The sequence below is a fragment of the Stenotrophomonas genospecies 5 genome, from assembly GCF_054473825.1.
In genome coordinates, this window is record NZ_JBTMUW010000002.1 from 276,110 (window position 1) to 290,148 (window position 14,039).

The following is a 14,039-nucleotide window of genomic DNA, read 5'->3' on the forward strand; positions in this document are numbered from 1 at the left end:
GGCCGCGGCGGCCATGCACGGGTGTCAGGCGGCCATGTCCAGTACCACGCGCCCGTCGATGGTGCCCGCGCGCATGCGGGCGAACACCTCGTTGATGTTTTCCAGGCGGTCGGTGCTGACCGTGGCCGCCACCTTGCCCTCGGCGGCGAACTGCAGCGACTCCTGCAGATCCAGCCGCGTGCCGACGATCGAACCGCGCACCGTCACGCCATTGAGGACCATGCCGAAGATGTCCAGTGGGAAGTTGCCCGGTGGCAGTCCGTTGAGCGAGACCGTGCCGCCCCGCCGGACCATGCCCAGCGCCTGCTCGAAGGCCTTGGGCGATACCGCGGTGACCAGCGCCCCGTGTGCGCCACCGATCTCCTTCTTCAGGAATGCTGCCGGATCGGTCGTGCGCGCGTTGACCGTGACCTGCGCGCCCAGCCGCCGCGCGAGTGCCAGCTTGCTGTCCTCCACGTCGATGGCAGCCACGTTCAGGCCCATCGCACGCGCGTACTGCACCGCCATGTGGCCCAGGCCACCGATGCCGGAGATCGCCACCCAGTCACCGGGCTTCGTGTCCGTCACCTTCAGGCCCTTGTAGACCGTCACGCCGGCGCACAGCACCGGCGCGATCTCGACGAAGCCCACCTCCTTCGGAAGCAGGCCGACATAGTTGGCATCGGCCAGTGCGAACTCGGCGAAGCCGCCGTTGACCGAGTAGCCGGTGTTGCGCTGCGTCTCGCACAGCGTTTCCCAGCCGCCCAGGCAGTGTTCGCAATGGCCACACGCCGAGTACAACCAGGGGATGCCGACCCTGTCGCCTTCCTTGACATGCCCGACCCCGCCGCCCACGGCCACGATGTGCCCCACGCCCTCGTGGCCGGGGATGAACGGCGGGTCCGGTTTCACCGGCCAGTCGCCCTCGGCGGCATGCAGGTCGGTGTGGCAGACACCGCAGGCTTCGATCCTGACCAGCACCTCGCCCGCCCCCGGGCGCGGTACCGGAACTTCCTCGATGACCAGTGGGCTGCCGAACTCGCGAACGACAGCGGCCTTCATGGTTCTGTTCATGGGTTTTCCTCCGTCGTGCGCTTGCAGACAGAGTGACGCCGGCACGAGGCCGGCGCTTTGATCCCGATCAAATCCTGGAAGATTGCCTGCCGGTTCAGCCCGCAAGCACGGACGCCTCGCGTGCCAGGCGTTCGATCGCGCCCCAGTCGCGGGTCTGCAGCAAGGCCGCCGTGGTCAGCCATGAACCGCCCACGCACAGCACGTTCGGCAGGTGCAGGAACTGCGCCGCGGTCTGGGCGCTGATGCCACCGGTCGGGCAGAAGCGCACGTCGGCGAAGGGGCCGTGCCAGGCCGCCAGCAGTGCCGCGCCGCCGGCCTGCACCGCGGGGAAGAACTTGAAGGTATCCAGGCCATGCTCGAGGCCAAGGATCAGCTCGGACCCCGTGGCCACGCCCGGCAGATACGGCAGGTCGGCATCGCGCGCGGCCGCGTACAGCGTCGGCGTTGCGCCCGGCGACACCGCGAAGCGCGCACCTGCGGCCCTGGCCGCCTCCATCTGCGCGGGCGTCAGCACCGTTCCGGCCCCCACCACCGCGTCGGGTACGGCCTCGACCATTGCCCGGATGGCATCCATCGCACGGGGTGTGCGCAGGGTGACCTCGATCACCGGCAGACCGCCCCGGAACAGCGCCTGCGCCACCTGCACGGCATCGTCGACATCATCGGGGGTGAACACCGGAATCACCGGTGCCAGTTTCAGTACCGCGCGAACGCGCGGATCAGCGCCGGACATCGAATCGCTCCTCGCCCATCTGGGCCAGCACGTCAGCTTCGCTGACAGGATTGAAATCGCCGGGGATGGAATGCTTCAGTCCGCCGGCAGCCAGGCCGAAACGCACGGTGGCGTCGGCATCGAAGCCTGACAGGATGCCATGCAGGATGCCTGCCGCGAAGGCATCGCCGCCGCCGATGCGATCGATGATGCCGGTCAGCTGCCGCACGGGCGCCTGCGCACGCACGCTCTCACGGCCCAGCAGCAGGGCGCCCAGCGCATGATGGTCCACGCTCAGCGCCTGCCGTTGCGTGCATGCCAGCCATTGCAGCCGCGGGAACGCGGCGAATGCCGCCGCTGCGGCAGCGTCCACGCGCTCCACGGCGCCGGCCTGGGTAAAGCGCTGGCCCAGGATCACTTCGATATCGCGGTAGTCGGCGAACACAATGTCAGCCTGGTCGAACAGGGCATGCAGGATCGCCTGCGCGTCGCCGCCCCAGCGCTGCCACAGCGTGGGCCGGAAATTGCCGTCGAAGGAAACGCGCACGCCACTGGCACGCGCGGCGCATGCCGCCGCCAGCGTCGCCTCGGCCACCTGCGGCCCCAGCGCAGGGCTGACGCCGGACAGGTGCAGCCAGTCCGCGCCCTGCAGCAGCGCCGGCCAGTCATGATCGGCTGCAGTGCTGCGCGCGAAGGCCGAATCGGCCCGGTCGTACACCACCTCGCTGGCACGTTGCACCGCGCCGGTGGTGAGGAAGTACAGGCCCATGCGACCGTCCGCCACCTCGCGCACCGCCCGCGTATCGACGCCATGGCGGCGCAGTTCACCCAGTGCGTGCGCCCCCAGGGCATTGCCGGGCACCGTGCTGACCATGGCCACGTCATGTCCGAATCGGGACAGCGAGACACCCACGTTTGCTTCCGCCCCGCCCACGTGCACCTGCAGCTGCGGCGACTGCAGCAGCAGCTCGCGACCGGGCGCGCCGAGCCGCAGCAGCAGTTCCCCGAAACATACGATACGCCCCATCTCCACTCCTCCCCGCTTGCCGCCAGCATGTGAAACTGCACGGCGTGAATGTGTACCACGCGTCGGCGCGGCGTTTGGCCATCGGTGTCATTCTAGCCTTCCGATGCGCCCCACGCACCCGTAGGAACTGACGGAAGCATTGTCCTGCAAGCCTCTTGGAGACATTTCAGATCTGTTGCGGTGCAAGATGCCGGATCCGGGACGTGCTGCTAACGTCCGCTCTGACCAGCGGTGTCATCACGCTGAAACAGCCGCAGCACCAGACCTTTGGGAGAGGGGAAAGGCATGCAGTCTCGGAACCACCAAAAAAAGACACCGGTTACCTTGCTCGCTATGGCCGTCGGGCTGGCCCTGGCGGCCAATGCGACCGCCCAGCAGCAGAGCAGCGCCGCCGGCGCCACGGACCTGGATACGGTCACCGTCACCGGCTACCGCGCCAGCGTGGAGAAGGCGCTGGACATCAAGCGTGGCGAGGCCGGCGTGGTCGACGCCATCGTCGCCGAGGACATCGGCAAGTTCCCGGATCTGAACCTGGCCGAGTCGTTGCAGCGCATCCCGGGTGTGGTCATCACCCGCGAGGCCGGCGAGGGCCGCAACATCTCGGTGCGCGGCCTCGGCCCGGATTTCACCCGCGTGCGCATCAACGGCATGGAGGCGCTGACCACCGTCGGCGCCGGTGACCAGAGCGGTGGTACCAACCGCGGCCGTGGCTTCGACTTCAATGTCTTCGCCTCCGACCTGTTCTCGCAGCTGGTGGTGCGCAAGACCGCTTCGGCCGATGTCGAAGAAGGTTCGCTGGGCGCCACCGTCGATCTGCGCACGGCGAGGCCGTTCGACTATGACGGCTTCACCTTCGCCGCCAGCGGCCAGGCCGGCTACAACGCGATGGCGGAGAAGGCCGACCCGCGCATGGCCGCGCTGGTGTCGAACATCTTCGCCGACGGTACGTTCGGCGCCCTGCTGTCGGTGGCCTACTCCGAGCGCCAGGCGCTGGAGGAGGGCTCCAACACGGGCCGCTGGGCCAACGGCCCGAGCAACGGCAACTTCAGTGCCTCGTCCCCGTTCACCGCCGCGCGCAGTGCCGACGTCTACCACCCGCGCTTCCCGCGCTACGTGCAGATGGAACATGAGCAGAAGCGCCTGGGCGTGACCGGTACGCTGCAGTGGAAGCCCAGCGACGCGACCGAGATCTCGCTGGACGCGCTGTACTCGAAAATCGATGCCACCCGCGACGAGCACTACATCGAGGCGATTTCCTTCAGCCGCGGTGCCAACACCAGCCAGCCACGCCTGGCCGGCAAGCCGTCGATGATCGTCAGGAACGGCGTCATCGAGAACAACGCGCTGGTCTACGGCGAGTTCGACAACGTCGACATCCGCAGCGAGAACCGCCACGACGAGTGGAGCACCGAGTTCAAGCAGATCAGCCTCAACGGCCAGCACCGCTTCAGCGACGACTTCACCCTGTCCGGCAAGCTGGGGGTCTCGCGGTCCCGGCATGAGAACCCGGTGCAGACCACCATCATCATGGACAAGTACGACGTCGACGGCTACAGCTACGACTACCGGGGCAACAACCGCTCGCCGATCCTCAACTACGGCATCGATCCCACCGATCCCAACGGCTGGGAACTGGCGGAGATCCGCCTGCGACCGCAGTACGTGGACAATGATTTCGATACCGGCCAGATCGACTTCAACTGGAACATCAGCCCCGGCTTCCGCCTCAAGGGTGGCGTGCTGGCCAAGGATTACACGTTCAAGACCACCGAACTGCGCCGTGGCAGCGAGCTGGCCGTGCCCACCTTCGCCGATGGCAGCAGGATCGTTCCGGTGGACATGACCACGCAGGCCGGCCTGAAGGGCATCAGCGGCAATCCCTCGAACTGGGTGGTGCCGGATCTGGACGCCGTCGCCGATCAGTTCGACATCTACAGCAACAGCGGCATCTACGCCGTCGCACCGCGCGCCAACAACGTGCGCAGCGTGGAAGAGAAGGATCGCGGTGCCTACCTGATGGGTGAGTTCTCCACCGAGATCGGCTCGCTGCCGCTGTCCGGCAACGTCGGCGTACGCTATGTGCGCACCAAGCAGTCCTCCACCGGGCTGTCGACGCTGGCCAGTGGCACCACGTCCACCACCGCCACCCGCACCTACGACGACACCCTGCCCTCGTTCAACCTGGTTGCCGAAGTCACCCCCGATTTCCTGATCCGCCTGGGTGCGGCCAAGGTGATGACCCGACCCGGCCTGGGCAGCCTGACGCCGGGTGCCACTGTGGCCGTGGCCGGTGGCGCACGCACCATCTCCAGCGGCAACCCCAACCTGGATCCGACCCGCGCGACCAATGTCGATCTGAGTTTCGAGTGGTACTTCGCCGAAGGCGCCATGGCCGGCCTTGGCCTGTTCTACAAGGACATCGAAACCTCCGTACAGACGCTGCGCGAGAATCGGCCGTACACCGACAGCGGCCTGCCTGCCGAACTGCTGATCGGCACCGGCGCATCGCCGACCGATGAGTTCACCTTCACCCGTCCGGTCAACACCCCGGGTGGCGAGCTGTTCGGCGCAGAAGCGAACTACACCCAGCCCTTCACCTTCCTGCCGGGCAAGTGGGCCAACCTCGGTCTGCAGCTGAACTACACCTGGGTGGATTCGAAGATCCAGTACATCAACTCGGCCGGTCAGCCGGTGATGAAGAACGATCTGCTGGGCCTGTCCAACACCTCGTGGAACGCGACCCTGTTCTACGAAGGCACCACCTTCTCCGGGCGCATCTCGGCCACCAACCGCGATGACTACCTGACCCAGGTGCCGGGCCAGGAAACCGGCTTCAATCTGGACGGTTACCACGGCATGACCGGTACCACGGTCATCGATGCGTCGATCCGTTACCGGATCAGTGACCAGCTGGAACTGAGCCTGGAAGGCGTGAACCTGACCAACGAAGCGTCCGATGAGTGGGTGTATTCGCCCGCGACCGGCCGCCTGCCGTTGCAGTACACCGAGACCGGCCGTCAGTTCCTGCTCGGCGTGCGCTACAAGTTCTGAGCAGCGCCGGCGATGCGCCGACCGGTGCATCGCCGTTCGCCACGACCGCTGCTGCGCCGCAAGGTGCCGTGGCGGCGTGGCCTTGCTACGGTCCGGCGGCTCTACGCCGGCTGTCGCCCGTTGAAAGGAAACATCTGATGCCGCATCGCTCGACCCTGTCCCGCTGCCTGCTGCTGGCAGTGGCCCTGGCTGCTGGCCCTGCGACAGCTGCCGATGGCCCAACCCTGCTGTTCCACGTCGACGCCAACCAGGGCCTGCAGGCCACCGTGGCGCACGGCGAGGCGATACCGAACTTCCGCGACAGGGTGGCGGTGGTCGATGACGGTGTACGCGGCAAGGCCATCCAATGGCAGGACGATGGCGTCCTGGCGTGGGATGCACCGGGCAACATCCTGGCCCAGCGCGGCACCCTGGCCTTCGATTGGCGGGCGCGGTACGCGGTGGGCGAAGCCCCGTTCGTGATCTTCCGCGTCGGCTATGCCGATCACAGCAGCTGGGACATGGCGTGGCTGCGCATCGACTGGAACGGCCACGGTTTCGATGCGTTCGTCACCGATGCCAATCTTGCCCGCACCCGCGTCTCGTTCCGCATGGACACGCCGCCACGCGCGGACCAGTGGCTGCATCTGGCCTTCGCCTGGGACGAGGACCAGGGTGTACGCCTGTTCATCGATGGACGCGAAGTGGCCCGCGCGCAGACCACCGGCGACTACGATGCCGCGCTGGACCAGCTTGGCCTGGCCGGTCGGGTGATGGCACCGTACCAGGTACAGAGCCGTTACAACTTCCTGCGCGGCAGCGATTTCCAGCACATCCGCATCTATGACCGCATGCTGGATGCGCCGGCCGTGGCGGCGCTGGCCCGTGGCGTTACGCCCACCACCGCCGAGGTTCCCGAGGCAGGCCTGCGTGCCTGGCGCCATCGCTTCGGCTGGGACGGCGCCGCACCACCGGCGCTGACCGCGCCGACCACCCGCATCCGCAAGGTCGAATTCGCCGACACCCGCGATCTGAAGGCGTGGATGTGGAAGGCCACCGACGGCATCGCCGAGACCACATGGCCCGGCGTCTACAACCGCTCGCGGCTGCCCGGACGCAACGACTACTTCCAGCTGCCGGACTGGAACACCTACGTGGAGGGTGGAAAGCACCTGGACCTGACGCTGCCGGACGGCGAGACGGTCAACCGCATCGAGATCCGCGGCGCGGCCTTCGGCACGCTGGCACATGGCAGCGACGCCGCGCACGCCACCCGCACCCTGTTCACCCGCCCGCGCGGCGTGGTGCGCAGCGTCGATCCGATCCCGTCCCTCAGCGGCGGCGTGCTGCGCTTCAGCAACGTCGAGCAGGAAACGCCGATCCAGGAAATCTGGGCCTACGCCGTGAGCGAGGGCAGCGAGCCGGACGGCACGGTCAAGCAGACCTACACGATCGACAGCCAGGCGCTGCCTGACTACACCAATCTGGATGCCCTGCGCCGCTACATCGACGGTCGCTACCCCGAGGCCGAACGCAGCACGGTGATGGCGCTGCCCAAGGGGGCCGGCTCACGCCGCCGCGATGCCGGTACCCTGCCCGCGCAGCCGCGCCCGATCGTGCACGTGCTCATTCCTTCCGGGGTAGGCGATGCGCCGCCCGACCAGCCGCTGATCCGCAGCTGGGCCTACAGCTGGGAGAACATGCACGACGGCCTGGACGGCGTTGCCATCGATCTTCCCGCGCTGGATCTGGCGGCCACGCATGAAGGCCTGATTCCGCTCAACATCCGCATCAAGGACCCGATCTGGCCGGCGCGCGACATGATCGACGTGTCGGTCTCGGTGCAGCCGGGACAGAAGCGCACCCTGTGGCTGGACCTGCGCGACCGCATCCTCACCCCTGACAGCCTGTGGTTGAGCATCGCCTCGGCCGCCCCCGGCTTCGATGCCCGGGCGCTCGATGGCGCGCAGATCCGGCTGGTGTTCAAGCCGCGCGCCGAAGCGCTGAAGGAGCACGTGGCCGACCGCTTCAACCAGGTGCGCGACAACTGGGGATTCCTGGTGGAGGAGCACACCACCTCCAAGCGACAGCGCCTGTATGCGCGCGTCTACGCCGACCTGAGCGACCTGCTGCGGGTCGATCCGGACCACGCACTGGGGCGGCAGTACTGGAACTACATCAGCTACAACAGCCAGGGCCGGCCGCCCTACTCCGCACCGGCGGTGCCCGCCGGTGTGCCGGCCTGGGCCTTCCACCAGGTGCAGGACCTCGCACAGGTGCGTCGCTTCGTCGACTGGTGGATCGACCATCGCCAGGTGCCCTACGGCGACTTCGGCGGCGGCATCTCCGATGATTCCGATCTCACCCAGCAGTGGCCGGGCCTGGCGCTGATGGGTGTGCAGCCGGACCGCCTCAATGCCTCGCTCACCGCCCTGTCCGATGCGGTGTATCGCAATGGCATGTTCAGCAACGGCCTGAGCACCATCGAAACCGATGAGCTGCATGCCTACGAAGAGGGCATCAACACCAACAGCGCGATGCTGTACCTCAACTGGGGCGATCCGCTGACGCTGGAACGGCTGATGGAGACGGTCAAGGCATTCGACGAGCGGATCATCCTGCCCAATCCGCAGGGACACCTGCTGTTCTCCAGCAACTGGTTCGGCGGCAACAGGATCTACCGCGAACCGAACTGGCAATGGCAGAAGCCGTATTCGTTCCCGGTGCTGCACCCCGCGTTCCTGCTGGGCCAGTACAACACCGATCCGACCGGGCGCCGGCTGGTGACCGGCCTGGCCGACAGCTATCTCGCCCATGCCGGCACGGACGCGAAAGGACGCTTCACCCTGCCCAACGAGATCCACTGGGCCACCGGCGCCACCCGCGGCGGTGAACTCAACGACGGTTCCGGCGGCGGCGACACGCTGCATACCTTCTGGGCCGCCTGGCGCTGGACCGGCGATACGAAGTACCTGCAGGCGCTGGACTATCGCGTGGCACGCGGGGGACCGGGCGCGCTGGCCAATCTCGGCGAGAACATCGTCGAGGTGCTGGGACGCCAGCAGGACTGGTATCCGCAGCTGACTGCCGAAGCCGACGCCGGAAAGACCGGTTTCGCCAGCCTGATGGCCTGGCAGGCCAGTGGTGACCTGAAGTACATCGATGCACTGCATGCCGAAGGACTGCAGGCGAAGGTGCTGCGGGCCTACATGAACACCGAGGGCCACTGGTGGTCCGATCGCGTGGAAGCACCCAGCGAGTTCCTGCAGCGCGCCCGGCTGGGGGGCATCGCGCTCAAGCGCAACCAGAGCTGGCCCGGGCATACGGTCAGCTGGCGCTTCGATCGCGACGGTGCCGCCGAACAGGTTGCACTGCTGGTGCATGCGCCCTCGCGCGAGCGCTTCACCATCACCAGCCACAATCTGGGTAACCGCACCATCAGTGCCGACATGACCGGCTGGAACGTTGCCAGCGGCACGTGGCGCATCCGTGCCGGCGTGGATGCCGATGGAGATGGACGCATCGATGGCACGCCGACGGAGCGCACGGTGCGGCTGGAAACCAGCAGCGCGGTGCCGATGCAGTTCCGTCCCGGGCGCACGGAACTGTTCGAGTTCGAGCGCGTCGTCGCCGGCAGCCCGGTGGAAACACGCGCCGACCTGGGCGTCGGCCGCGGTGATGTGCAGGTGGACGGCCAGCGTGTGCGGGTGACCGTGCACAGCCTGGGCCACGTGGCCACCGGCGCGGGCGTGGCGATCCTGGAAGACATCACGGGCCGTGAGATCGCGCGTACCGATGTGCCCGCGATGGCGGCACCCGATGACCTGGAACCGAAGACCACCCACGTGACACTGATGATCCCCGCCGGTCATCGGGGTGGCCTGCGCGTGCGCGTGGCCCTCGCTGACGGTGGCGAGGAAGTGACCCTGCTCAACAACGTCGTGGACGTGCCGCGCTGAACGCGGCGGCCGGCGCGGGCTATGCCGCGTCGGTCTCCATCCGCTTCACCCGTCGCTGGTACCAGTCATCGCCCAGCGGCTCGAACACCGCGCTGCGCTCCATCACGCCCTGGTAGACGTGCAGCGACACGGCCACATCGGCATCGCTGGCATTGCGCAGCGTGTGGTATTCGTGCGGGGGAATCAGGCTGCCGGCGCTGCCGCGCTGGCCGTACAGTGTCGGCTGCGCGGCAAAGCGGTGGCGAGTGCCCTTCCGCTCCAGCAGCGCATACGGCGTGACCAGCAGTTCTCCCTGCCAGACGCCTTCCACGCACCACATCGCATCGTGATCGTGCAGCGGCGTACCCTGCCCCGGGCCCCAGCACATGGCGATGACGCTGTACCCCAGGGTCCGGCTGCGGTGCAGTTCACGACGTGCGTAGTGACCACGCACCGGTCGCCGTACACACGGCGGCAGCTGTATCGAAGGATCGGTGATGGCATCACGCAGCACGCGCTGCAGGCCCTCGGTGATCGCGTGCGGATCCGCCAGTGCTACCGCACCATCAATGGCGGCAAGCAGGCGCTCCCGGCCGGCGAACGGCAGTGGCGTGAACGTGTCTCCCATGACCCGACTCTAGCCGAGCGGAGTTAACAGAATGTTTGTGCTGCGGTGTCATCACTGCGTGCCGCGCTGCACGAAAGGCACTTTTCCGTAGAGCGCGCGCTCGCCTGCGCGCGGATCGTCAACCGCGCGACTGGTGCGATCGAACAGCATTGTCCGCCGTTGCGGCAGCGTATAAGGGGCCCATTGCGACAATCCGGCGTGATTGGGGTCGCCGCTGCGGGCGAAGGCGATCAAGGCCTCGCTCATGGTCGCCGCGAGCGCACGCGCATCATCGCCCCCCCCGGTGCGCGCGCCCGGCAGCCCTGCGTTGTCGAAGACCAGCGGGATGTCCAGCGTATGGAAAGCACGCAGGCGCCCCTCCTCCACCGGCGACCCCCAATCCAGCTGGTACGCCCAGGTCGGTGCTGCACCCGCGGGCTGGCGCGCCCGCGCTTCCAGTTCCTCCACCGCTCCGCGCCAGCTGCGGCCAGCCGTGGTTGCAGCAAAAAACACTTCAGAGGGCGTGTAGTGCGGATACAGGCGGCGATACTCGGCGATCACGGTCTCCGGCCGCAGATCGACGAACTGCTGTCGTTCGAGCTGTGCCGGCAGTGTTTCCCAAGTCAGGGCGAAGTTGGCGGGATCGTTGCCGAGGAACGCGCGGGTCTCGTCGCGGGTGTTGCCGATCACCATCGGAATCGCCCCCGACTGCTGCGGCGCCTGTGGCCAGAACGGATGCACCGGCAGCACCACATCGTCCAGCACCGGGCCGAAGTACAGCGACGTGCTTTCCACGCGCGAGGGATCGCGCGCACGAGTGGCTTCCAGCAATACGTCGACCGGCAGGTCCAGCAGGGCCTGGACGTCACGTGCAGCAACGGCCTGCATCGCGATCGCAGCCCGCTGCGCGGCCGCGCGCGGTCCGGCAGCGGTGACCTGCTGGCCACTCATCGTCCACGCGCGCTGGAACAGCCCTCGGGCCGCAGGCATCGCCATCAGCGTGGCGATCTTGGCGCCCCCGCCGGACTGCCCGAACACCGTGATGTTCGCCGCGTCGCCACCGAAGACCGCCGCGTGCTGCCGCACCCACTGCAGCGCCTGTACCAGGTCGAGCTGGCCGACGTTGCCCGAGGCGGCGTAGCGCGGATCGCCCAACGCCCCCAGGTAGAGATAGCCGAACGTGTTGAGGCGATGATTGAGGGTGACCACCACCACATCGCCGCGGCGACACAGCGCAGCGCCGTCGTACAGCGGATCACTGCCGGACCCGTTGTTGAATCCACCGCCGTGCACGTACACCAGCACCGGCCTGCGTCCGCCGTCGCCGAGCGCGGGTGTCCACACATTGAGGAACAGGCAGTCCTCGCTGCCGGGCCCTTCACTGCCGCCCTGCGGTGCGGCCGGACCGTACTCCAGTGCATCGGCGATGCCGCGCCAGGCAGCTTCATGCCGCGGCGGCTGGAAGCGGTGGCGAGCGGTATCGGCACCATAGCGAAGCCCACGGAACACCAGTACCCCGTGCTCGCGCTGGCCACGCACACGTCCGCCACGGACCCGGGCCAATGGCAGGCGGTCGTCGCGGACACCCGGCACGCTGGCCAGCGTTGGCAATGCGGTGAAGGCAGCCGTAGCGGACGCGGTGGCCAGCGCCCAGCGGGCGCTGTCGCGCAGGAACCGCCGACGCTGCAGGTCGGCCGGCGCATCGTTCATCGCGCGTCCTCCGCAGGGCCCAGCCAGCGTTGCGCGAGCAGCGGCCAGAGTGCCAGCGTCGACCGCGCGGGAATGTCCATGCCAAAGCCGTGACCGCCATGGGCGAAGACGTGCAGTTCGTGCTCGACACCGGCACCCACCAGTGCCTGCGCCATGAGTTCACTGTTGCGCACCGACACCACGGCGTCGTCGGCGGCGTGGACCAGCAGCGTCGGCGGCATGTCGCCACGTACCCGCTGCTGCATCGAATAGTCTGCCTGCAGCGAGGTCCCCGGATGCTCACCCAGCAGGCGGGCGCGCGAGCCGCTGTGCGCATGCGCGCCCATGTCGATCACCGGGTAGACCAGCACGGCACGGCTCGGGCGGGCGCTCAGCCTGTCGAGGTCATCCCGTGCGGGATGGACGGCGATGTCGAAGCCGGTGGCCAGCCGCGCCGCGACGTGGCCGCCCGCCGAGAAGCCCATCACCGCCACATCGTTCGCGTCCAGTCCGCGCCGTCGCGCCTGGTCGCGCACCACCCGCAGCGCGCGCTGCGCGTCGGCAAGCGCGGCCTGGCGGTCGCGCCCCGGCTGCGGCAGGCGGTAGCGCAGGACGAACAGGGTGTAGCCGGCGCCGTCCACCCAGAACGGAACCAGCGCGCTGCCCTCCTTGTCGATCACCACCCGCTGGTAGCCGCCGCCGGGGATCACCAGCAGGGCCCGGCCGTTCGGCCGGGCGGGTGTGTACACCTGCAGAGAGGGCGCGTCGATCTGGTCGGCGTAGCGGTCCGGGCGTGCAGGGTCCGCACTGCGCTCGACCACCCGCGTCGGACGTGCGGGGCCGGGTTCGCCCGGCACTGCGCCTGCCGGCCACAACGGCAGCTGCTCGCCGGGCAACGCCTGGGCCACACGCTCGCCTTCGCGCAACGACGTGTCGACCGCGCAGGCGGGCGCCGCCGGCAGCAGCAGGGACAGGCACAGCAACACGATGGGCAGACGCATGACTGACGGGGCTCCAACAGGACAGGACAGGGCGCTGGCGGCGTCGGCAAAGACGGCGTGATGCGCTGCCGCTTGCGTGATGACACCGGTTTACCATATACACGTCCTGCAGACGCTGTCGATAGGCAGCGCAACAACGCCAGAGGGAGACGTTCTTGAGCAACGAACACGGCACACATGGGCACACGCCGCCGGCCGATGCGGCCGCGATTGCCCAGGCCTTCACCACCGCACGCCTTGCGGGCCAGGCACTGGAGGCGTTCCCGGGCGACATCCCGGCGGACCTGGTCGCGGCCTACCAGGTCCAGGACCTGGCCATCGCCCGCTGGAACCAGCCGGTGGTCGGCTGGAAGGTCGGCTACATCGCTGCCGAGCGCCGCGATGCGTCCGGGGACGAACGGCTGCTGGGCCCGATCTTCAAGCCTCAGCTCAAAAATGCTACCGGTGGAACAACGGATGTTCCGGTGTTCGTCGGCGGTTTCGCCGCGATCGAGGCCGAGTACGTGCTGGAACTGCTGGAGGATGCCCCCGCCGACCAGCTGCACTGGTCGCCGGAACAGGCTGAAGCGTTGCCGGCCCGCCTGTACCTCGGTGTCGAGGTTGCCAGCAGCCCGCTGGCAACGATCAACGAGCTGGGCCCGCGCGTGGTGGTATCCGACTTCGGCAACAACAACGGCCTCGTGCTGGGGCCGGAGATCGGCAACTGGACGTCCCTCGATGAGTCGGCGTTGCGCGCCGAGACCCTGATCGAGGGTGAGGTGGTCGGGGTCGGCGGCGCGAGCCGCCTGCCCGGTGGCCTGCGCGCAGCGTACGCGTTCGCGTTGTCCCGTTCCGCGCTTCGCGGCCGGCCCCTGCGGCGTGGCGACCTGATCGCCACCGGCAATGCGACCGGCATCCACGACATCCAGGCAGGACAAACGGCGCTGGTGCGCTTCGCCGGCTTCGGCGAGATTGCCTGCAGGGCCGTGCCGGCCGGGTAAGC

9 protein-coding genes are annotated in these 14,039 nt (G+C 68.1%); 3 read left to right on the forward strand and 6 right to left on the reverse strand.

The features are described from left to right. Positions 1-24: 24 nt before the first annotated feature. The 3 genes from adhP to ACX9OW_RS16445 all read right to left on the reverse strand — a co-directional run bounded on the left by adhP (position 25) and on the right by ACX9OW_RS16445 (position 2,792). Complete coding sequence (gene adhP / locus ACX9OW_RS16435) at positions 25-1,053, reverse strand: alcohol dehydrogenase AdhP (protein ID WP_053515992.1); 1,029 nt, start codon at positions 1,051-1,053, stop codon at positions 25-27. A gap of 94 nt (positions 1,054-1,147) precedes the next feature. Then, complete coding sequence (gene eda, locus ACX9OW_RS16440) at positions 1,148-1,786, reverse strand: bifunctional 4-hydroxy-2-oxoglutarate aldolase/2-dehydro-3-deoxy-phosphogluconate aldolase (RefSeq protein ID WP_065174105.1); 639 nt, start codon at positions 1,784-1,786, stop codon at positions 1,148-1,150. Further along, positions 1,773-2,792 carry a sugar kinase gene (locus ACX9OW_RS16445; protein ID WP_459062570.1) on the reverse strand — a complete coding sequence of 340 codons (1,020 nt, stop codon included), beginning with the start codon at positions 2,790-2,792 and terminating at the stop codon, positions 1,773-1,775. Before ACX9OW_RS16445 ends, eda begins: the two co-directional genes overlap by 14 nt. A gap of 285 nt (positions 2,793-3,077) precedes the next feature. Here ACX9OW_RS16445 and ACX9OW_RS16450 point away from each other — a divergent pair, with 285 nt between their 5' ends. After that, positions 3,078-5,843, forward strand: coding sequence for a TonB-dependent receptor (locus ACX9OW_RS16450; RefSeq protein ID WP_065182101.1), 2,766 nt, complete (start codon positions 3,078-3,080; stop codon positions 5,841-5,843). 137 nt (positions 5,844-5,980) lie between these two features. Further along, positions 5,981-9,781 (forward strand): LamG-like jellyroll fold domain-containing protein, encoded by a 3,801-nt coding sequence (locus ACX9OW_RS16455; RefSeq protein ID WP_459062571.1) that lies wholly within the window; start codon positions 5,981-5,983, stop codon positions 9,779-9,781. A gap of 19 nt (positions 9,782-9,800) precedes the next feature. On the opposite strand, the gene ACX9OW_RS16460 is transcribed toward ACX9OW_RS16455, so the two are convergent. From ACX9OW_RS16460 to ACX9OW_RS16470, 3 genes are read right to left on the reverse strand one after another with little or no spacing between them, the layout of a single operon-like run. After that, entirely contained in the window at positions 9,801-10,388 is a 588-nt protein-coding gene (locus tag ACX9OW_RS16460) for a cysteine dioxygenase family protein (protein ID WP_053516003.1), read from the reverse strand. A 51-nt stretch (positions 10,389-10,439) separates the two neighbouring features. Then, a complete protein-coding gene (locus tag ACX9OW_RS16465; protein WP_459062572.1) occupies positions 10,440-12,077 on the reverse strand; it encodes a carboxylesterase/lipase family protein in 1,638 nt (545 codons plus the stop codon). Continuing rightward, entirely contained in the window at positions 12,074-13,057 is a 984-nt protein-coding gene (locus ACX9OW_RS16470; RefSeq protein WP_459062573.1) for an alpha/beta hydrolase, read from the reverse strand. Before ACX9OW_RS16470 ends, ACX9OW_RS16465 begins: the two co-directional genes overlap by 4 nt. 155 nt (positions 13,058-13,212) lie before the next feature. On the opposite strand from ACX9OW_RS16470, the gene ACX9OW_RS16475 reads away from it, so the two are divergent. Beyond that, positions 13,213-14,037 carry a 2-keto-4-pentenoate hydratase gene (locus ACX9OW_RS16475; protein ID WP_053516007.1) on the forward strand — a complete coding sequence of 275 codons (825 nt, stop codon included), beginning with the start codon at positions 13,213-13,215 and terminating at the stop codon, positions 14,035-14,037. Positions 14,038-14,039: the final 2 nt, after the last annotated feature.

Bases quoted from the DNA above. Each gene is read 5' to 3' on its own strand.
- adhP (WP_053515992.1), bottom strand. From the start codon at position 1,053: ATGAACAGAACCATGAAGGCCGCTGTCGTTCGCGAGTTCGGCAGCCCA.
- eda (WP_065174105.1), bottom strand. From the start codon at position 1,786: ATGTCCGGCGCTGATCCGCGCGTTCGCGCGGTACTGAAACTGGCACCG.
- ACX9OW_RS16445 (WP_459062570.1), bottom strand. From the start codon at position 2,792: ATGGGGCGTATCGTATGTTTCGGGGAACTGCTGCTGCGGCTCGGCGCG.
- ACX9OW_RS16450 (WP_065182101.1), top strand. From the start codon at position 3,078: ATGCAGTCTCGGAACCACCAAAAAAAGACACCGGTTACCTTGCTCGCT.
- ACX9OW_RS16455 (WP_459062571.1), top strand. From the start codon at position 5,981: ATGCCGCATCGCTCGACCCTGTCCCGCTGCCTGCTGCTGGCAGTGGCC.
- ACX9OW_RS16460 (WP_053516003.1), bottom strand. From the start codon at position 10,388: ATGGGAGACACGTTCACGCCACTGCCGTTCGCCGGCCGGGAGCGCCTG.
- ACX9OW_RS16465 (WP_459062572.1), bottom strand. From the start codon at position 12,077: ATGAACGATGCGCCGGCCGACCTGCAGCGTCGGCGGTTCCTGCGCGAC.
- ACX9OW_RS16470 (WP_459062573.1), bottom strand. From the start codon at position 13,057: ATGCGTCTGCCCATCGTGTTGCTGTGCCTGTCCCTGCTGCTGCCGGCG.